Source organism: Nocardia sp. NPDC004415, from assembly GCF_053602435.1.
This window is the reverse complement of record NZ_JBSGDP010000053.1, coordinates 24,316-43,737: the sequence shown is the minus strand read 5'-3', so window position 1 is coordinate 43,737 and position 19,422 is coordinate 24,316. Positions and strand designations below refer to the sequence as shown.

Below are 19,422 nucleotides of genomic sequence, written 5' to 3'. Positions count from 1 at the left end.
GGCCCCCCAGGGGCCGCGAACAACGCGGCGCCCGCGCCGCCACAAATACTGTATGTTGCCTGTTGCACCGCATGGTGTGCTGCTGCTCACTGTCTCTACCCTGGAGTGTCTGCGATGGCCTTGAAGTTTGTCCCCCGAGCGGCGATGGCTGCTGCCTCGATCGCCTTGCTGACCGCGTCGTTCGCGACGGCCTGCTCCAGCGACGACGGGGGCAACGCGCTGGGCCAGAATCTGACCGGCCGTGGCCCGATCACGTATGTGGAGGGCAAGGACACCACCGAGACCGGTGTGGTCCGCCAGCTCATCGATCGCTGGAATGCCGCGCATCCGGACGAGCAGGTGACCTTCAAGGAGCAGTCGGCCGACGGCACCCAGCAGCACGATGATCTGGCCGAGCACTTCCGCGCCAAGCAGGACGGCTACGACGTGGTCGCCCTCGATGTGCCGAACACCGCCGAGTTCGCGGCGAAGGGCTGGATCCAGCCGCTCGAGGACAGCTTCGCGATCGACACCGCGCCGCTGCTCGCGCCGACCGTGGCCAGCGCCACCTACAACGGCAAGCTGTACGCGGCGCCGAAGAACACCAACGGTGGCCTGCTGTACTACCGCAAGGACCTGGTGCCCACCCCGCCGAAGACCTGGAGCGAGATGCTCGGTCAGTGCCCGGTGGCCAAGGAGAACAACATCGGCTGCTACGCCGGTCAGCTGTTCCCCTACGAGGGTCTGACGGTGAACACCGCCGAGATCATCAACGCCTACGGCGGCAGCTTCGTCGGCGCCGACGGCAAGACCCCGACCGTGAACAGCCCGGAGTCGAAGGCGGGCCTGAAGGTCCTCGTCGACGCCTACAAGAACGGTGACATCCCCAAGGAAGCCATCACCTTCAAGGAGGGTGAGAGCGCCAGCGCGTTCGAGTCCGGCAAGCTGCTGTTCCTGCGCAACTGGCCTTACCTCTACGGCCAGGCCAACGCCGATTCCTCGGTGGTGAAGGACAAGTTCGGCGTGGCCCCGCTGCCCGGCAACACCGGTGTCGGCGCCTCGACCCTGGGCGGCTACAACGCCGCGATCAGCGCGTTCTCCAAGAACAAGGCCACCGCCGCCGATTTCGTGCGCTTCCTGATCAGCGAAGAGGCCCAGCAGATCATCGCCTCCGGCGCCCTGCCGCCGGTGCGCGCCTCGCTCTACGACGACCCGGCCCTGATCGCCAAGATGCCGTACCTGCCCGCGCTCAAGGAATCCATCGCCAGCGCGGTGCCGCGTCCGGTGACTCCGTTCTATCCCGCGGTGTCGAAGGCCATCCAGGACAACGCCTATGCTGCCCTGAACGGCACGAAGTCGGTCGACGACGCGGTGGCCGGAATGCAAAAGGGAATCGAGACCGCAGGTTCCGGTTCGTAGCGCAGGCAGCGGACCCGACCAGACCGTAGGAGAGTAGTTAACGGTGTCGGATCCTTCGGGAGCCAAGCAGCGCGGGCTTGCGCTGGAACTGCGACGATCCGGCAAGGCATGGCTGTTCGTCGCGCCGGTGCTCGTGGCACTGGCGGTGGTCATCGGATATCCGGTGTTCCAGGCGCTCTGGATGTCCTTTCAGAAGGACGCCGGAATCGACCCGGCCACCGGCATGTTCGTCGAGGGCGGCAGCGCCGGGCTGAGCAACTACACGCACTGGCTGCTGCAGCAGTGCTCGACGCTCTCGGGCACCGAGTCGTGCCCGACCGGCACGCTGGGTTCGCAGTTCTGGGCGGCGGTCGGGGTCACTCTGTTCTTCACGGTGGTGACCGTGTCGCTGGAGGCCGTGCTCGGCCTCGGCATGGCCATCGTGATGGGCAAGACCTTCCGCGGCAGGGCGCTGCTGCGCGCGGCGGTGCTGATCCCGTGGGCGATCCCGACGGCCGTCACCGCGCGGCTGTGGGAGTTCATGTTCCAGTACGACGGTGTGGTGAACCGGATTCTCGGCACCCACATCCTGTGGACCTCGGACCCGTGGGCCGCGCGGTTCGCGGTGATCTTCGCCGATGTCTGGAAGACCACCCCGTTCATGGCGCTGCTGATCCTGGCCGGCCTGCAGGTGATCCCCAATGACGTGTACGAGGCGGCCAAGGTCGACGGCGCGTCGGCGTGGCAGCGGTTCGTGCACATCACGCTGCCGCTGCTCAAGCCCGCGCTGCTGGTCGCGGTGCTGTTCCGCACCATGGACGCGCTGCGCATGTACGACCTGCCCGCGATCATGACCGGCGCCAACCCGGCCACGAGCACGCTGTCGATCCTGGTGGTCGATCAGGTGCGTCAGGGTCCCAACAGCGCGGCGGCGCTGTCGACGATCACCTTCCTGCTGGTCTTCGCCATCGCGTTCGTGCTGGTGAAGGTGCTGGGCGCCAACGCTGTTCGCACCCAGGAAGAACAGCGGAAGGCGAACTGATGAGCATCTCGATGACCAAAGAGCCGTCCGTGCGGCCCGAAGCGCCCGCCGTGCAACCGGTGTCGTGGCGCAAGCGCCTCGGGACCGTCCGGATGTATCTGGGCGTGCTGATCGTGCTGGTGTGGGGCCTCGGCCCGTTCTACTGGATGACCGTGGTGGCCTTCCGCGACCCGGCGCACACCTTCGACTCCACGCCCTGGCCCACGCATCTGACGCTGGAGAACTTCCGCAACGCGTTCGATACCAGTCGCGGCAACGACTTCGGCAAGGCGCTGCTGAACTCCGTCATCATCGGGTCGGCGACCACGGTGATCGCGCTGGTGCTCGGTGTGCTGGCGGCCTACGCGCTGGCGCGGATGACCTTCGCGGGCAAGTACCTGGTGTCGGGGCTGATCCTGTCGGCGTCGATGTTCCCGGCCGTGGTGCTGGTGACGCCGCTGTTCCAGCTGTTCACCGATCTGGGCTGGATCGGCGAGTACCAGGCGATGATCATCCCGAACATCTCCTTCGTGCTGCCGATGACGGTCTACATCCTGGCCTCGTTCTTCGCCGAACTGCCGTGGGAGCTCGAGGAGGCCGCGCGGATCGACGGGGCGAGCAAGGCGCAGGCGTTCCGGCTGATCATGCTGCCGCTGGCCGCGCCCGCGGTGTTCACCACCGCGATCCTGGCGTTCATCGCCGCGGTCAACGAGTACCTGCTGGCCCGGCTGCTCTCGGGTGAGGACACCCGGCCGGTGACCGTGGCCATCGCCAGTTTCTCCGGCAACGACCCGCTGGTGCAGCCGTACGCGGCGATCATGGCGGCAGGCGTGATCGTCACGGTGCCGCTGGTGATCATGGTGCTGATCTTCCAGCGCCGGATCATCTCCGGGCTCACCGCGGGCGGCGTCAAGAGCTGACGGCCGGGGGCGGCACGGTCGCCGCCCCCCTCGCGGTTCCCGGGTTCGGCGGTGCGCGCCGGGTAGAGTCGCCTGCATTGCTGGACAGGTGTTCTCCTCGCGCGGGAAGGGGATGGTCGTGGCCTCCGACGGTGCAGCACGCGGCCAGCCACGCAAAGGGGCCGCCCGGCGCGCGCAGGCCGCCCGATTGGCCTCCGTCGATCCCTCCGACGACGATCCGCGGCCCGTCGTGCGACCGCGACGGACCAGGGCGCAACGCATCCGGCGGTTGCTGCTGGCGCTGTTCATCATCTTCTTCTGCGTGCCGACGCTGCTGTTCGCGGCGATCTACTGGAGTGCGGAGATCCCGGAACCGGCCGAGGTCGCCGTGGAGCAACCGGCCACCGTGCTGGCCTCCGACGGCACCACCGAGCTCACCAAGTTCATTCCGCCCAAGGGCAACCGGATACCGATTCCGCTGACCGACGTGCCGATTCCGGTGCGTGACGCGGTGCTCGCCGCCGAGGACCGCAATTTCTACACCAACCCCGGCTACTCCACCAGCGGCTTCCTGCGCGCGGCCCGCGACAATGTGCTGGGCAACGACAACGCGGGCGGTGGTTCCACCATCACCCAGCAGTACGTGAAGAACGCCTTCCTGAGTTCCGAGCGCACCGTCACCCGCAAGATGCGCGAGCTGATCATCGCGGCGAAGATGGCGCGGCAGTGGAGCAAGGAAGACATCCTCGCCGCCTACCTCAACACCATCTACTTCGGGCGCGGCGCCTACGGCATCGCCGCGGCGGCCAAGGCGTACTTCGGCAAACCGGTGCCGGAACTGAGTCTCGGTGAGGGCGCGGTGCTGGCCGCGGTGATCCGCTCGCCCTCGGTGCTCGACCCGGAAACCCACTTCGACCAGCTGCGGGCGCGCTGGCAGTACGTCCTCGACGGCATGGTGGAGATGAATGTGCTCGCCCCCGGCGACCGCGACGCCACCGAGTTCCCGACGATCCTGCCGCTGGCCGACCTGCCCGCCGAACCCACCGCGCTCGGGCCCGAGGGCCACATCCGCACCCAGGTGCTGCGCGAACTGCGCGCCGCGGGCCTCACCGACTCCGACATCAACACCGGTGCCCTCCAGATCACCACCACCATCGACGCCGCCGCCCAGGCCGGCGCGGTGGACTCGGTGCGCGAGCGATTGTCCTGGCAGCCACCGCAACTGCGCGCCGCGGTGGTCTCGATCGATCCGCGCAGCGGCGCGGTGCGCGCCTATTACGGCGGCGAGGACGGCACCGGCTTCGATTTCGCGAACGCGCCGCTGCAAACCGGTTCCTCGTTCAAGGTTTTCGCGCTCGTGGCCGCCCAGCAGCAGGGCATCCCGGTGACCAGGGCGATCGACAGTTCCCCGATTCGCGACCGCGGCACCGAGATCACCAACGACAGCGGCGATTCCTGCGGGCAGTGCCCGCTGACCGAGGCGCTCAAGCGCTCGCTGAACACCAGTTTCTACCGGCTCACCATGACCATGGCCGACGGGCCGCGCTCGATCGCCCAGGCCGCCCACCTGGCCGGCATCCCGGAGAACATTCCGGGACTCGAGCACGAGACGCTCACCGAGGCGGGTGGTCCGCCGCTGAACGGGATCGTGCTGGGCCAGTACCTGGTCCGTCCGATCGACATGGCCTCCGCGTACGCGACGCTGGCCGATCGCGGCGTCTACCGGCAGCCGTATTTCGTCGAGCGGGTCACCAAGGGTGACGGCACGGTGCTGCTGGATCGCGGGGCGGACTACGGGGTCGGGCGCGGGGTGCCCGAGCCCGAGCAGCGCATCCCCGCGAGCATCGCCGACAACACCACCCAGGCCATGCTGCCCATCGCCAACTACTCCAACGGGCACGGCCTGGCCGAGGGCAGGCCGTCCGCGGCCAAGACCGGCACCACTCAGCTCGGCGAGAGCAAGGACAACAAGGACGCCTGGATGATCGGCTACACGCCCTCGCTGTCGACGGCGGTGTGGGTGGGCACCGAGCAGCCGCAGCCGCTGCGCACCGGCGGTGGCGGTGCGATCTACGGCTCCGGCCTGCCCTCCGACATCTGGAAACAGGTGATGGACACCGCCCTGGCCGGGACACCGGTCGAGCAGTTCGAGGTGCCGCCGCTGGGGAATCCGACCGGCCCGGTGCCCTCGCGCACCGGCGGCGACTACGACATCCTGAATCCGCCGACCAGCAGGCGCAGCCCGCCGCCACTGATCATCACCCCACCGGCGGCCGTGCCCGGCATCACCGACCCGGTGACCCCGCCGACCTCGACGCCCGGCCTGTTCGACCCGCCCACCTCCGTGCCGCGTACCGCGCCACCAGTGATCATCATTCCGCCCGCGCCGCAGCCGGAACAGCAAGGAGAACTCTTCCCCGGCCTCGGCGGCGGGGGTCGGTAGATCACGGATTGGCCACCGGGACCCCGCGCTCGAGCGGACATGGCAACATCGTTGGCCAGAGCGCGAACGAGCCCGGCGCGGAACCTGTCGTAGCGATGCGGGAAGATGGACGCGCTCGAGCGACGACGAGACTAGACATAGGGGCTACGCAGGTGGATTTCAATGTCGTTGACCGTCCCGAGACGCTGATCGCGGGCACGGTGCTCCGCAGTCCGGCGCTCGCCGTCGAGGGTCCGCGGCGAGCCAAAGTGGTGGAGGCGTGGAGGCATCTGCTGGCGCGGCCGCAGTTACCGGGACCGGTCGCGACCGGGTACGTCGACTTCGCCGCGGAGATCAACTCCTACCTGACCCATATCGTCGGCTACGAGTGCAAGACCCTCGCCGATCTCCAGGTCGGTGACGTGCTCGCCCGTATCCCCGGGGGCCGCTATGCCCGTTTCGCCGCCAGCGGTGAGAACCGGGGCGACGTCATCGTCGCGCTGTGGCGCCAGATCTGGGATGCCGAGGCGGCCGGGGAGTTCGACCGCGCCTACGCCGGTGACTACGAGCTGTACCCGGACGATCACTCGGTGGAGATCTTCGTGTCGCTGAACGGCGAGAAGGGCGGCGAATAACCATGGCTGTCGATTTCGAGATCGTCACCCTCGACGACGGGCTGATCGCGGGACTCACCGTGCCGCTGACCGGTCGCGAGGTGACCGCCCGCGACCTGGACCTGGTGAACTTCACCTGGGACCGCTACCTCTCGCGGGAGAAGACGGTGCCGCGCGCCGCCGCCTACATCGGCCAGAACGACCACGCCGTCGCGGTGCTGGGCTACGAGGTCGAGGGCCTCGACGACATCGACGAGGGCGACGTGCTCACCCGCGTCCCCGCGGGCCGATACGCCAAGTTCGTCGTCTCCGACAAGCCCTACGACCTGCTGCGCACCGCCTGGGCCCAGGTGATCAAGGCCGAGAACGCGGGCACCATCACCCGCTCCCACACCGCCGAACTCGAGCGCTACACCGGCCCGACCAGCGTCGAGGTGTACGTCTCCCTGGACTGAGCGACCGAAAAGGGCCGGGCCCCACGGATTTCCGTGGGGCCCGGCCCTTTTTCCCTGTGTCCTACTCGGCGCCGATGATGAAGGCTTCGAGCTGGGTGCGGGCGACGTCGTCGGCGATCTGCTCCGGCGGGGACTTCATCAGGTAGGCCGAGGCCGGGATGACGGGTCCGCCGATGCCGCGGTCCTTGGCGATCTTGGCCGCGCGGACGGCGTCGATGATGATGCCTGCCGAGTTGGGCGAGTCCCACACCTCGAGCTTGTACTCCAGGTTCAGCGGGGCGTCACCGAAGGCGCGGCCCTCGAGGCGCACGTAGGCCCACTTGCGGTCGTCGAGCCACTCCACGTAGTCCGAGGGACCGATGTGGACGTTGCGGTCGTGCACCTTGCCCGCCAGCGAACCGGTGAGGTTCGAGGTGACGGCCTGGGTCTTGGAGACCTTCTTGGACTCCAGGCGATCACGCTCGAGCATGTTCTTGAAGTCCATGTTGCCGCCGACATTGAGCTGGTAGGTGCGGTCGAGCACCACGCCGCGGTCCTCGAACAGCTTGGCCATCACGCGGTGGGTGATGGTCGCGCCGACCTGGGACTTGATGTCGTCACCGACGATCGGCACGCCCGCGTCGACGAACTTCTGCGCCCAGACCGGGTCGGAGGCGATGAACACCGGCAGCGCGTTGACGAAGGCGACACCCGCGTCGATGGCGCACTGGGCGTAGAACTTGTCGGCCTCTTCGGAGCCCACCGGCAGGTAGGAGACCAGCACGTCGACCTGGGCATCCTCGAGCGCCTTGACGACGTCGACCGCCGGGGCCTCGGACTGCTCGATGGTCAGCGCGTAGTACTTGCCGATGCCGTCGAGGGTCGGGCCACGCTGGACCGTCACGTCGGTCGGCGGCACGTCCGAGATCTTGATGGTGTTGTTCTCGCTGGCGAAGATGGCCTCGGCCAGGTCGAAGCCGACCTTCTTGGCGTCGACGTCGAACGCGGCGACGAACTTCACGTCCTTGACGTGATAGGGACCGAACTTGACGTGCATGAGGCCGGGAACGGTCGAGTTCTCGTCGGCGTCCTTGTAGTACTGCACGCCCTGCACCAGCGACGACGCGCAGTTGCCCACACCGACGATCGCGACGCGAACTTCGCCGGACCCAACCTTGTTGACATCACTCATGGCCGCTCTTTCCCTCTTTCTGTGGTGCCGCCTTCGTCGATTGCTCCGCCGCAATCAACTCGTTGAGCCAGCGCACTTCGCGCTCGCTTGATTCCAATCCGAGCTGGTGGAGCTGGCTCGTGTAGCGATCCAGCGAGCCGGAAGCCCGTTTGATCGCCTCGCGCAGTCCCTCTCGGCGCTCCTCGACCTGGCGCCGCCTGCCCTCCAGAATCCGCATCCTCGCCTCGGCAGGGGTGCGGCTGAAGAAGGCGAGGTGAACGCCGAAGCCGTCATCGGTGTAGTTCTGCGGACCGGTGTCGGCGAGGAGTTCGTTGAACCGTTCCCGCCCGACCGGCGTCAGCCGGTAGACGCGGCGCGCACGGCGCGCGGTCGCGCCCTCCGGAATCTCCTCGGCGATCAACCCGTCGGACTGCATCCTGCGCAGCGTGGGGTAGAGCGACCCGTAGGAGAAGGCCCGGAACGCACCGAGCAGGCCGGTGAGCCGTTTACGCAGCTCGTAGCCGTGCATGGGCGCGTCCAGGAGCAGGCCGAGAATCGCCAATTCGAGCACTGCCGACCTCACTCCCTGCACTATGTCGGCCCGACAGACCGAACAGACCTAACCGATGGATGCGAGTACCAACTATATCGGGCCGATATAACAACGCATAGCCGAATGACGCACATCACTCCGTTGTCGCTGGTGAGGAGTCCGCGCGCGGTACCGATGCCGTCTCCCGCGTCAAGCACGGTCGACATCCGCGCGCGATCGATCTCACGCGCCCGTCACGCCGGGCGGGCGGTGACCGGGGACCGGCCGGAATCGGCCGTTGCGCTGGTGCACTTCCCCTGCGAAAACACCCGGACGCGAACCGGTGAGCGGTAGACCGGGTGGCCCGACCGATGATGCGGTGCCCACGACGGCCCGATTCAAACCCCGCTACTCTGGTGATCGTGCGAATTCAGCGGCAGGTGGTCGACTATGCGCTCCGGCGCCGGTCGCTGCTGGCCGACGTCTACGCGGGCCGGGTGGGCGTCGCCGAGGTGTGCGACGCGAATCCGTACCTGCTCCGGGCCGCCAAGTTCCACGGCCGGGGCAGTGAGGTCACCTGCCCGATCTGCCGGAAAGAGCAGCTGACCTTGGTTTCCTGGGTGTTCGGCGACGGGCTCGGCCAAGCGGCCGGCTCGGCTCGGACCCCGGAGGAACTGATCAGGATGGCGGAGTCGAACGAGGAGTTCTCGGTGCATGTCGTCGAGGTGTGCCGCTCGTGCAGCTGGAACCACCTGGTGCAGTCGTATGTGCTCGGATCGGCGCCCGCGCCGGCCCGGCGCCGGACGAATTCGCGAGCGGGGCGGCGCTCTGTCGCCGAGTGACAGCGCCACCCCCGTGAGGCACTGCTGTTCAGGGTGCAAGGTATCCGCGCCGGTCCTCCGGCGCGGATGTCGTGTGCCGGTTGAACCTTACGAGTTATGGAGATCTGGTCAGTGAGTTCGCCCTACGAGCCCTCCCCCTTCGGTGACGATCCGCGCGGTGGTCAGCCGCCGCGCAGGCCGGTGCCGCCGAACGGGCCGCGCCAGGGCGGACCCGGCCAGGGCGCTCCCGGACCGGGCGGACGCGGGCCGGTGCCCGGTGGCCGCGGTCCGCAGGGCGGGCCGCCGCCGAATCGTCAACAGGGACCGCCGCCGGGTGGCATGCCGCCACGTCGGCCGGGACCGCCGCCACAGCGTCCCGGCGGCCCGCAGGGCGGTCCGGGCCAGCGGGCGGGCGGGGGCGACCCCACTCAGCGCGCCGGTGGTCCGGGGAACGGGCCCACCCAGCGCGTCAACGGGCCGCAGAGCGGGCCGACGCAGCGCGTGGGCGGGCCGCGTCCGAACGGTCCGCAGGGCGGGCCGGGCAGGCCGCCGCAGCCGGGTCGTCCCGGTGGCGTGCCCGCGGCCGGGGCCACGCAGAAACTTCCGCGTCCGGGAACGCCCGACGAACCGACCGTGCGCGCCGGGCAGACCGGCGCCGGACGCACCGTGCGCGACGGCGCCGACGATGTGAACCGCACCACCCGCGCGGGTGCCGCGGCGGCGGGCGCGCGGCCCGGTGCCGGACGCCGTCCCGGCGGCCCGACCACCGGTGAACGCCGCGCGACGGGCACCGGCGGCACCCCGCCGCCGACCGGTCCGCGCAACCGCCGCGACGGTGGCGGGGGCGACGACGGCTCCGGTAGTGATGGTTCGGTGACCAAGAAGAAGTTCCCCTGGCGGGCGATCCGCCGGACCATGTACGTGCTGATGGCGCTGGCCGTCGTCGTGCCGAGCGCGGTGTTCCTGGTCGCCTACACGGCCGTGTCGGTGCCCAAGCCCGGTGACCTCGAGACCAACCAGGTCGCCATGATCTACGCCGCCGACGGCACCACCGAGATCAGCAAAGTGGTTCCGCCACAGGGCAACCGGACCGAGGTCTCGATCGATCAGATCCCGCCGCACGTGCGCAATGCCGTGATCGCCGCCGAGGACCGCGACTTCTACACCAATCCCGGTTTCTCGGTGTCCGGCTTCGCCCGCGCCGCCCGTGACAACGTCCTCGGCAAGGAAAGCGCCGGTGGTGGTTCCACGATCACCCAGCAGTACGTGAAGAACGCGCTGGTCGGTGACGAGCGGTCGATGACGCGCAAGATGCACGAGCTGGTCATCTCGGCCAAGATGGCCCGGCAGTGGAGCAAGGAAGACATCCTCGCCGCCTACCTCAACACCATCTACTTCGGCCGCGGCGCCTACGGCATCGACGCCGCCGCCAAGGCGTACTTCGGCAAGCCGGTGCAGGAACTGACCGTGGCCGAGGGCGCGGTGCTGGCCGCGACCATCCAGCTGCCCTCGCTGCTTGACCCGGAGAAGAACCCCGAGGGCGCCAAGTCGCGCTGGAACTACGTGCTCGACGGCATGGTCAGCGGCAACAACCTGCCCGCCGCCGAACGCGCCTCGATGCAGTACCCGCAGGTGGTGACGCTGGCCTCGCTCAACGAGGGCGACGAGGACGAGGGCCCGGGCGGCCTGGTGAAGAACCAGGTGCTCAAGGAGCTCTCGGCCGCGGGCATCAGCGAGCAGCAGCTCAACACCGAGGGCCTGCAGATCACCACCACCATCGACCCGAAGGCGCAGGAGGCGGCGGTCAACGCGGCCCAGAAGAACCTCGACGGTGAGCCGGAGAACCTGCGCACCGCGGTGGTCTCGGTCGACCCGCGCAGCGGCGCAGTGCGTGCCTACTACGGCGGCAACGACGGCCAGGGCTTCGACTTCGCCAACGCCGGCCTGCCGACCGGTTCCTCGTTCAAGGTGATCGGCCTGGCCGCCAACCTCGAGCAGGGCATCCCGCTCTCGCAGCTCTACGACAGCTCGCCGATCACCGTCAACGGCATCGAGATCGGCAATGTCGAGGGCGAGTCGTGTGGCATGTGCACCATCGCCGAGGCGCTCAAGCGCTCGCTGAACACCAGCTTCTACCGCATGCAGCTCGACATGCAGGGCGGCCCGCAGAAGATCCGCGAGATGGCCTACAAGCTGGGCATTCCCGAGGAACTGCCGGGCATCGGCGAGACGCTGACCGAGCCCGGTGGCGCCGGTCCGAACAACGGCATCGTGCTGGGCCAGTACCAGACCCGGCCGCTGGACATGGCCTCCGCCTACGCCACGCTGGCCGCCTCGGGCGTCTACCACGCCCCGCACTTCGTGCAGCGCGTCGTCACCGCCGACGGGCAGGTGCTGCTCGACCGCGGCGAGCCCGCCGGTGAGCAGCGGGTGAGTGCGGCCGTGGCCGACAACGTCACCGCGGCGATGAAGCCGATCGCGGCCTACTCGCGCAACCACAACCTGGCCGGTGGCCGGGAGTCGGCGGCCAAGACCGGTACCCACCAGCTCGGCGACACCGGCAACAACCGCGACGCCTGGATGGTCGGCTACACGCCGTCGCTGTCCACCGCGGTGTGGGTCGGTACCGAGCAGGGCGATCCGCTGCGCAACTACGGTGGCGGCAGCATCTACGGTTCGGGTCTGCCGTCGGATATCTGGAAGTCCACGATGGACGGCGCGCTGTCGGGCACGAGCAACGAGTCGTTCCCCAAGCCCGCCCCGATCAAGGGCCAGGCCGGTGTGCCCGAGTGGTCGGCGCCCTACACCGCGCCCTCCACCACCGCCCCGACCTTCGCCCCGCCGGTGATCGTGCCCTCGGAGGTGGAGATCTTCCCCGGCGTGCGCATCCCGGTGCCCGGAGTGCAGCAGCAGCCCGCCACGCCGCAGTCGCAGCAGACACCGGAGACGACCGGCGCGGGCCCGCTGCCCGGTCAGCCGGTGGCGCCGCCGGACGGCGGCTCGCCCGGCAACGGCGGAACCGGCGGCAACAACGGCGCCGCCCCGACCACCAGGCCGGGCGCCGGCGGCGGCAACGACGACGAGAGCAGCGGCGCGGGAGCCACACCGACCCGTTCGCGATAGTCACCGGTAGCCTCGAATGTCGTGACCGATCAGCAACTCACGGACCCGCCGGCGTCGAGTGGTAACCGGCCGGGCCGTGCGGTGCAGTACGTCGCGCCCGCCACGCTCGCCGCCGACCTGCGTTCGGCCGATGCGCGCGACCGGCCCAGCCGCAACGATTCGCTGACAGCGCAGCTGTCGAGCGTGGTCGGCGGGCCGGTCGGTGAGCACGCGCTGATCGGCCGGGTGCGGTTCTGGACGCCGCTGCGGGTGATGTTCGCCTTCACCGTGGTGTTCCTGGCGCTGGGCTGGTTCGCCAAGGCGGGCTGCATCCAGCAGACCGACGACGGCGCGGGCGGGCTGATGCTCGACTGGAACAACGGCCGCCAGTACGTGGCCATGTGCTACTCGGACACGGTGCCGCTCTACGGCGCCGAACGCCTCGACGAGGGCGCCTTCCCGTACAAGAAGTTCTGGATCGAGAAGACTCCCGACGGCGGCACCGAGACCAGGTACATGGAGTATCCGGTGCTCTCGGGCCTCTACCAGTACGCGGCGGCGCAGATCGCCAATGCCTGGGACCATCTGCCGCTGCCGGGCGCGCTGTCGGTGGTGGTGTACTTCAACATCGTCGCGCTCGGGCTGTCGATGGGCTGGCTGATCACCGTGTGGGCCTCCTCGCGACTAGCCGGGCGCCGGGTCTGGGACGCCGCGCTGATCGCGGTCTCGCCGCTGGTGATCGTGCACGCCTTCACCAATTTCGACGCGCTGGCCACGGCGTTCGCGGCCACCGGCCTGCTGGCCTGGGCCCGGCGCAAACCGGTGCTGGCCGGCATCCTGCTCGGTCTCGGCGGCGCCGCGAAGCTGTATCCGCTGCTGCTGCTCGGCCCGATCGTGGTGCTGTGTCTGCGCGCGGACCCGATGCAGCGTCAGCCCGCCGCGCGTGCCGGGCTGCGGCTGCGCGATATCGACAGCCTGGACGCGCTGAGCGTCTACCTGCGCGAAACCCCCGCGCGGACCCATCTTTTCGCGTTGCGCCCGCTCGGGGCCGCCACGCTGACCGTGTGCGCCGCGGTGGGCACCTGGATCGCGGTGAACCTGCCGATCGCGCTGCTCTACCCCGAGGGCTGGCGGGAGTTCTTCCGCCTCAACACCACCCGCCACGCCGACCCCGACTCGATCTACAACGTGATCACCTCGTTCACCAGCTGGGGCGGTTTCGACGGACAGCTCGAACACGGCCAGCCGCCGACGGTGCTGAACTCCGTCTCGCTGCTGCTGTTCGCGCTGGCCTGCGCGGGCATCGCCTACCTGGCGCTCACCGCGGCCCGGCGCCCACGCGTGGCGCAACTGTGTTTCCTGGTGGTGGCCGCGTTCCTGCTGACCAACAAGGTGTGGAGCCCGCAGTACTCGCTGTGGCTGGTGCCGCTGGCCGTGCTCGCGCTGCCGCATCGGCGCATCCTGCTGGCCTGGATGACGATCGACGCGCTCGTCTGGGCCCCGCGCATGTACTACTACCTCGGCGAGGACGCCAAGGGCCTGCCCGAACAGTGGTTCACCGGCACCGTGGTGCTGCGCGACCTGGCGGTGCTGGGCTTGTGCGCGCTGATCGTGCACCAGATCCTGCAACCCGGCGACGACCTGGTCCGCCGCGAATTCGTCGACGACCCGGCCGGGGGCATCCTCGACCGCGCCCCCGACCCGCTGCTGGCCTGGCTGCCGGAATTCCTGCGCCCCCGCCACGCCTGCACCAGCTCGCGTCCGGCCTCGATGCTGGAGTAGCCAGGCCGGTGCGCCGGCTACATCCGCAGGTAGCGCGCCTGTAGTTCGGGTTCGGCCGGGAGCATGTCCAGGTCGAGTTCCCACGGGTTGCCCGTCCACGGATCGAACAGCGGCGTGCCGGGAATGGTCGGCAGATGACGGCAGGACTGGGCCAGCAGCGCCAGCGCGCCGTCGGCGAACTCGGTGCCGCCGCTGCCGACGACCACCAGCGACAGCCCGATCAGGTCGCCGCGCACCATCAGCTGACCCAGGTGCACCACATCGCTGGTCTGGTACCCGTGCGGGAAATCGGCGGCCACCAGGATGCGGTGTTCGGCCGGTGGCACGGCTTGTCCACTGTGGTAAGCGATTTCGGCGAGTTCGGCGGCGTGCGCGAGTTCGCCGAGCCGGGCGGAGATGTCGCTGTGGTCGCTGATCACCGGACCCGCCAGCAGCGGGGCCAGCGGTGCGGCCAGCCCGCGCAGACCACCGGAGAGGTCGATCAGGTCCACCTTGGTCGGCTTGTCCGGCAGCGCGGCGACCAGCCGGGCCAGCAGCGCGCCGACCACCCGGGACGCGGCGGCGCTGGACTCGGTGTCCACCCACAGCGGCCGGTTCAACGGCACCGGAACGCAATACGGCACGCGCAGCGCGCCACGGTCCAGCGCGTAGAGCTCGCCGAGCCGGATGCCGTCGGCCCGCTGGGCGCGGGTGGTCCAGGCCGGTGCCAGCCACGACGCCAGTGCGGCGGGCATGACGGCGTCGGCCTCGGCGATCTCGAGCCCGAGCTGATCGCTGTCGCGCCGGTGATCGGCGTCGGCCAGGGCGACCAGCTCGTCGTAGCGGCGCTGGGCGGCGGCCCTGGCGGCGTCGGCGGCCGGGGTGTTGCGGGTCGCCGGATTCGACACCGCCTCCGACATCTCCTGGTCGAGACGCTTGGTGGCGTAGTCGCGGGCCGAGACCAGCGCGGCGGCCGAGCGGGCGGCGTCCTCGAAAATCATCCACATGCGCTGCAGGCCGTGATCGATCTCGAGCGGGATACCCGACGCGGGCGGGGCGGCCGGACGCGGCGCGGTCTGGGTCGGCGCGCTGGCCTGCGCGGGCACCGGCACCGGCACCCCGTGCGTGCTCAGCAACTGCGCGCTGCCACCGGCATAGCCCTGGCCCAGCGCACGCAGCTTCCAGCCGCCACCGCGCCGATACACCTCGAGGCAGATCAGCGCGCTCTCCCCCGCGCTGGGGGTGATGGCGAATTCGGCTGCCGGACTGCCGTTCTCGGCCAGCGCCGCGGTGACGGCGCCGAGCACCTGCCCGGCGACGACATAGAGCAGCACGGCATGGGTGTCGGCCCCGACCTGCGAGAGCGTCAGTTCGACCGCGTCGCCCGCGTAGCGCACGCCGGGCGCCGCGGGCCGGGCCGCGCTCACGTGGCCGAGTTCGTCACGAACCCGCAGATCCTCGCCGACCGCGAGCGCGCCGAGTTCGACAGCGCCCGCGGTCCGCGCGGTGAAGCGCACGATATCGGCGGTGAGCCCGATGTTCTGCCCCGCCTCGAGCTGGATCACGATCGTTCAGTTCCCGCCCAGGAACCGGCCGAGCTGCGGGACGGCCTCACCGGGGTGCTTGGCGTGGAAGCCCTCGCCGAGCGCCTGCATCTTCCAGTCGCCACCCACCCGGTACACCTTGGCCATCGCCATCGCGGTGAACGGCATGCCGCCCGCGAGGGTGTAGCGGGCCAGCTCGCCGTTGTTGCCACCGTCGATCAGGCGGCAGAAGGCGTTCTGCACCTGCTCGAAGGTGTGCCCCTTGTAGGAGGTGACGATGAACAGCAGCGTGGAGATGTGCGCGGGGATGCGGGTGAGATCGACGAGGATCATCTCGTCGTCGCCGTCGCCCTCGCCGGTGAGGTTGTCGCCCTGGTGGCGCACCGAACCGTCCTTCGACGACAGCTGGCCGTAGTAGGCCACGTCGACGAGGTTGTTGTCGGCGAACAGGCACACCGAGGCGTCGAGATCGATGTCGACGGTGCGGTTGCCGAACATGCCGCGGGTCTGCACCGGGTCCCAGCCCAGGCCCATCTTCACGAAGGTCAGCGCGGCGCCGCCCTCCTTGCGCAGCGTGACCCGCTGGCCCTTCTGCAGGCTGACCGGCCCGTTCTTGCTCAGGCTGATCTCGCCGGACGGCTGCTGCGGCGGCGGGGGCGCGGCCTGGGTGGTCGGCGGGTACCCGGCACCGGGCGGCGGCGGGTAGCCACCACCGGTGGGCGGCTGCTGCGGGGGCGCGGGCGGCGGATAGCCACCACCGGGCGGGGCGTAGGCGGGCGCGGCCTGCTGCGGATAGCTCGGCGCGGCCTGCTGCGGATAGGCGGGCGGTGCCTGCGGCGGAGGCGGCGGCGCGACCGGCTGCGCGGCGGCGGCGGGCGCGGGCGAATCATCCACCTGCACACCGTGATCGGTGACCAGCGCGGCGAACCCCCCGGCGTACCCCTGACCGACCGCGCGCACCTTCCAGCTGCCCTGACGCCGGTACAGCTCGAGCGCGATGACGATCGACTCGGCGTTCAGCCCCTCGATCCGGTACTCGAACAACTGATTTCCGGCGGCGTCGGACACGATCGCCGTGGGCGGCGCGGAGCGGCCGAAGTTGCTGGTGGCGTCGTCGAGGGTGATGACGGCGCGGATCTGATCGATGTCGGCGGGCACCGACGGCAGCGAAACGGCAAGGGAGGCGGGCTGACCCGCCGGACCCGGCCGCAGATCCACACCCGGCCCGCTGGGCTGGTTGTAGAAGACGAAATCTGCGTCGGTCCTGACCTTGCCCTGCTCGGTGACGAGGAGTGCGGACAGATCGGCCGGAGCCGTGAGCTGGAGCGAGATCACGACGTCACTGACGGCCAGTGGTCCGTTCTGGCCCTTGGCGAGTGTTGCGGACAAGGTTGACCCTTCGCTTGTCGTTATGGCTTGCCGGTGGTCTTGCTAGTCACTCTACGAGAAAGCGGCGGGTGGCGTCCCCGCTCCGTGGCCACCGCAGGTTCGGCCGGAATCGGTTAGGGTGACCTCGCACTAGCGGAGAAGGGGCATCAGGGCCGGTCATGGCGCAATTGTTCGAACAGTCGAAGAAGGTGATCGAGGCGCATCTCGCGGGGACGAGCATCCGCGCGATCGCCGGCTCGATGGTGGCCTACGAAGGCAATGTCCAGTTCAAATCGGCCGGGTTCGGCGGCGGTGAGGGCGTGCTCGCCGGGCTCAAGCGCCGCGCCACCGGCGAGAAGCTGTCGCTGATGGAGTGCGCGGGCAACGGCCGGGTGTTCTTCGCGGTCAACGGCCAGAACGTCACGGTGGTGAACCTGAACAACGAGACGTTGCAGGTGGAGTCGCAGCAGTTGCTCGCCTTCGCGGGCAATCTGCGCACCGATGTGCGCTTCGCCGGGGTCGGCGGGATGTCCTCGGGCAACGGGCTGTTCACCACCACGGTGTCGGGTCAGGGCCAGGTGGCGCTGCTGTCGGCCGGTGGGCCGCTGATCCATCTGGAGGTCTCGCCGCAGTATCCGCTGATCGTGGACCCGGACGCGTTCGTCGCCGCGCGCGGCAATCTGAACCAGTCCTTCGTCACCGATGTGTCGTGGCGGACGGTGGTCGGGCAGGACGCCGGCGAGGCGTTCTCGCTGCGATGGGACGGCCAGGGCGTGGTGCTGATCCAGCCGGCGGAACGGTAGGCGGGCGATGTTCGAGAAGGTCAACGGCAAGGTCGTCAAGGTCGACGTCGGGCAGGCGGGCGGCGTGGTCGCGCGCACCGGCGCGATGCTGTTCTACACCGGTCAGGTCGCGTTCGCACCGCACCAGATCCCCGGCGCCGGTCCCGGCGCGGGTGGTGGCGGGTTGATGCGGATGGCCGGGGCGATGATGGCCGGTGAGCACGAGCGCACCATGCTCGCGCGCGGAAACGGCGTCGTCCATTACGGTTTCGCCGGGCTCGAGGTGCACGTGGTGCAGATGCAGCCGGGTGCGGTGCTGCGCGCGGAGGCCTCGCGGCTGCTGGCCAACACCGCCGGGTTGCAGGCCTCGGTGGTCTCGGTGGCCAGTTCCGGCGGTGGCGGGGGCGGTGGCGGTCTGATGGGCGCCCTGCGCGGCGCGGCCGCCGGCGTGGCGACCGGCCAGGGCATGTTCACCACCCAGCTCAGCGGCCACGGCGCGGCGGTGCTGCTGGCGCACGGCGGATTCCTGGAATTGCAGGTGGGCGGGCCGAATCCGGTGGTCGTCGACCCGCAGGCGTTCGTGGCCGCTTACGGCAATGTGCAGACCGAGCTCAAGGCCGCGATGAGCTGGCGCGACGCGGTGGGCCGCGGCGCGGGCGAGGCGATGCAGCTGCATTGCCACGGCCAGGGTGTGGTGTACGTGCAGGCCTCCGAAGAGAAGTTGTGAACCGATGAGCCAAATCCTGTCCCCGATGAATCTCGGTGCCAGCGACAACATTCCGGGCAACGACTACGCCTACTGCATCGACCTGACCGGTCCGTGGTTCATGCGCAAGGGCGCGATGATCGCCTACTACGGGCAGATCCAGTTCCAGCTGCTCACCCACAATCTGCAGGGCCACCTGATGAACATGGTGAGCAGCCAGTTCTCCGCGCCGCTGTTCACCGGTGACTACGTGGTGGCCGAGGGCCACGGCAAGCTGATCATCGGCGACCGCGGCTACGACATCAATTCCTTCGATCTCGACGACGGCAACCTCACCATCCGCGCCGCCAACCTGCTCGCCTTCGAGCCCGGCCTGGCGCTCAAGCAGTCGATCGTGCCCGGCTTCCTCACCCTGATCGGCACCGGCAAGTTCCTGGCCTCCTCCAACGGCCCGGTGATCTTCGCCGAGCCGCCGCTGCGGGTGGACCCGGAGTCGCTGGTCGGCTGGGCCGACTGCCCCTCGCCCAGCCACCACTACGACCAGGGCTGGATCAGTGGGTTCCTGGCGGCGGGCGCGGCCAGGATGGGCGCCAACTCCGGCGAGGAGCGCCAGTTCGATTTCACCGGCGCCGGGACGGTGCTGATCCAGTCGACCGAGAAGATCATGAGCGACAACGCGCTGGTCCGCACGATCGAGGGCCAGTTGCAGAGCGGGATCAGCGTGGGCGGCCTGCAGCGCATCCACGGCGTGATCACCCAGCAGTTGGCTGGTCAGCAGCACCAGTACTGATGTGAAACGAGAACGCGCCAAAATCTGACGCCAGCGGTGCCGGTACCGCTACGGTGAGCTCCGCCGGGAGAACCACGC

General features: G+C 69.4%; 16 protein-coding genes. 12 read left to right on the top strand and 4 right to left on the bottom strand.

Annotated elements, in window-relative coordinates; genetic code table 11:
• The first annotated feature begins 114 nt into the window (after positions 1-114).
• The 6 genes from ACWEMY_RS22410 (at position 115) to ACWEMY_RS22385 (ending at position 6,788) form a co-directional block, all read left to right on the top strand.
• Positions 115-1,398: an ABC transporter substrate-binding protein gene (locus tag ACWEMY_RS22410; RefSeq protein WP_375931716.1), complete on the top strand. Its 1,284-nt coding sequence runs from the start codon at positions 115-117 to the stop codon at positions 1,396-1,398.
• 43 nt (positions 1,399-1,441) lie between these two features.
• On the top strand, positions 1,442-2,419 hold the full coding sequence (locus ACWEMY_RS22405; protein ID WP_452391575.1) for a carbohydrate ABC transporter permease: 978 nt from the start codon (positions 1,442-1,444) through the stop codon (positions 2,417-2,419).
• 92 nt (positions 2,420-2,511) lie between these two features.
• On the top strand, positions 2,512-3,318 hold the full coding sequence (locus ACWEMY_RS22400; RefSeq protein WP_375935555.1) for a carbohydrate ABC transporter permease: 807 nt from the start codon (positions 2,512-2,514) through the stop codon (positions 3,316-3,318).
• 118 nt (positions 3,319-3,436) lie between these two features.
• Complete coding sequence (locus tag ACWEMY_RS22395) at positions 3,437-5,740, top strand: transglycosylase domain-containing protein (RefSeq protein WP_452391574.1); 2,304 nt, start codon at positions 3,437-3,439, stop codon at positions 5,738-5,740.
• 152 nt (positions 5,741-5,892) lie between these two features.
• Positions 5,893-6,354 carry a GyrI-like domain-containing protein gene (locus tag ACWEMY_RS22390; RefSeq protein WP_375931725.1) on the top strand — a complete coding sequence of 154 codons (462 nt, stop codon included), beginning with the start codon at positions 5,893-5,895 and terminating at the stop codon, positions 6,352-6,354.
• 2 nt (positions 6,355-6,356) lie between these two features.
• The gene (locus ACWEMY_RS22385; protein WP_375931728.1) at positions 6,357-6,788 is read left to right on the top strand and encodes a GyrI-like domain-containing protein; all 432 of its coding nucleotides are present in this window, start codon (positions 6,357-6,359) and stop codon (positions 6,786-6,788) included.
• Between the two features lie 61 nt (positions 6,789-6,849).
• Here ACWEMY_RS22385 and ACWEMY_RS22380 read toward each other — a convergent pair whose 3' ends face one another.
• Both ACWEMY_RS22380 and ACWEMY_RS22375 read right to left on the bottom strand, forming a co-directional pair.
• Positions 6,850-7,959, bottom strand: coding sequence for an inositol-3-phosphate synthase (locus ACWEMY_RS22380; RefSeq protein WP_452391573.1), 1,110 nt, complete (start codon positions 7,957-7,959; stop codon positions 6,850-6,852).
• A complete protein-coding gene (locus tag ACWEMY_RS22375) occupies positions 7,952-8,509 on the bottom strand; it encodes a PadR family transcriptional regulator (protein WP_278261035.1) in 558 nt (185 codons plus the stop codon). The genes ACWEMY_RS22380 and ACWEMY_RS22375 overlap by 8 nt, the downstream gene beginning before the upstream one ends.
• A gap of 383 nt (positions 8,510-8,892) precedes the next feature.
• Between ACWEMY_RS22375 and ACWEMY_RS22370 the strand changes: the two genes are divergently transcribed.
• The 3 genes from ACWEMY_RS22370 to ACWEMY_RS22360 all read left to right on the top strand — a co-directional run bounded on the left by ACWEMY_RS22370 (position 8,893) and on the right by ACWEMY_RS22360 (position 14,175).
• Positions 8,893-9,312: a DUF5318 domain-containing protein gene (locus ACWEMY_RS22370; protein WP_375931734.1), complete on the top strand. Its 420-nt coding sequence runs from the start codon at positions 8,893-8,895 to the stop codon at positions 9,310-9,312.
• A gap of 480 nt (positions 9,313-9,792) precedes the next feature.
• Positions 9,793-12,414, top strand: coding sequence for a transglycosylase domain-containing protein (locus ACWEMY_RS22365; protein WP_452391579.1), 2,622 nt, complete (start codon positions 9,793-9,795; stop codon positions 12,412-12,414).
• Between the two features lie 81 nt (positions 12,415-12,495).
• Positions 12,496-14,175 carry a glycosyltransferase family 87 protein gene (locus ACWEMY_RS22360; protein WP_452391578.1) on the top strand — a complete coding sequence of 560 codons (1,680 nt, stop codon included), beginning with the start codon at positions 12,496-12,498 and terminating at the stop codon, positions 14,173-14,175.
• A 17-nt stretch (positions 14,176-14,192) separates the two neighbouring features.
• On the opposite strand, the gene ACWEMY_RS22355 is transcribed toward ACWEMY_RS22360, so the two are convergent.
• Together ACWEMY_RS22355 and ACWEMY_RS22350 are read right to left on the bottom strand one after the other, a co-directional pair.
• A complete protein-coding gene (locus tag ACWEMY_RS22355) occupies positions 14,193-15,719 on the bottom strand; it encodes a TerD family protein (RefSeq protein WP_452391572.1) in 1,527 nt (508 codons plus the stop codon).
• Positions 15,720-15,725: 6 nt separating this feature from the next.
• Positions 15,726-17,087: a TerD family protein gene (locus tag ACWEMY_RS22350; protein ID WP_452391571.1), complete on the bottom strand. Its 1,362-nt coding sequence runs from the start codon at positions 17,085-17,087 to the stop codon at positions 15,726-15,728.
• 158 nt (positions 17,088-17,245) lie between these two features.
• Between ACWEMY_RS22350 and ACWEMY_RS22345 the strand changes: the two genes are divergently transcribed.
• Genes ACWEMY_RS22345 through ACWEMY_RS22335 form a run of 3 tightly spaced genes read left to right on the top strand, consistent with a single transcriptional unit; the run spans position 17,246 to position 19,344 of the window.
• Complete coding sequence (locus ACWEMY_RS22345; RefSeq protein WP_278261031.1) at positions 17,246-17,869, top strand: AIM24 family protein; 624 nt, start codon at positions 17,246-17,248, stop codon at positions 17,867-17,869.
• A gap of 7 nt (positions 17,870-17,876) precedes the next feature.
• On the top strand, positions 17,877-18,575 hold the full coding sequence (locus ACWEMY_RS22340; RefSeq protein WP_375931746.1) for an AIM24 family protein: 699 nt from the start codon (positions 17,877-17,879) through the stop codon (positions 18,573-18,575).
• A gap of 4 nt (positions 18,576-18,579) precedes the next feature.
• Positions 18,580-19,344 (top strand): AIM24 family protein, encoded by a 765-nt coding sequence (locus ACWEMY_RS22335; protein WP_375931749.1) that lies wholly within the window; start codon positions 18,580-18,582, stop codon positions 19,342-19,344.
• The last annotated feature ends 78 nt before the right edge of the window (positions 19,345-19,422 follow it).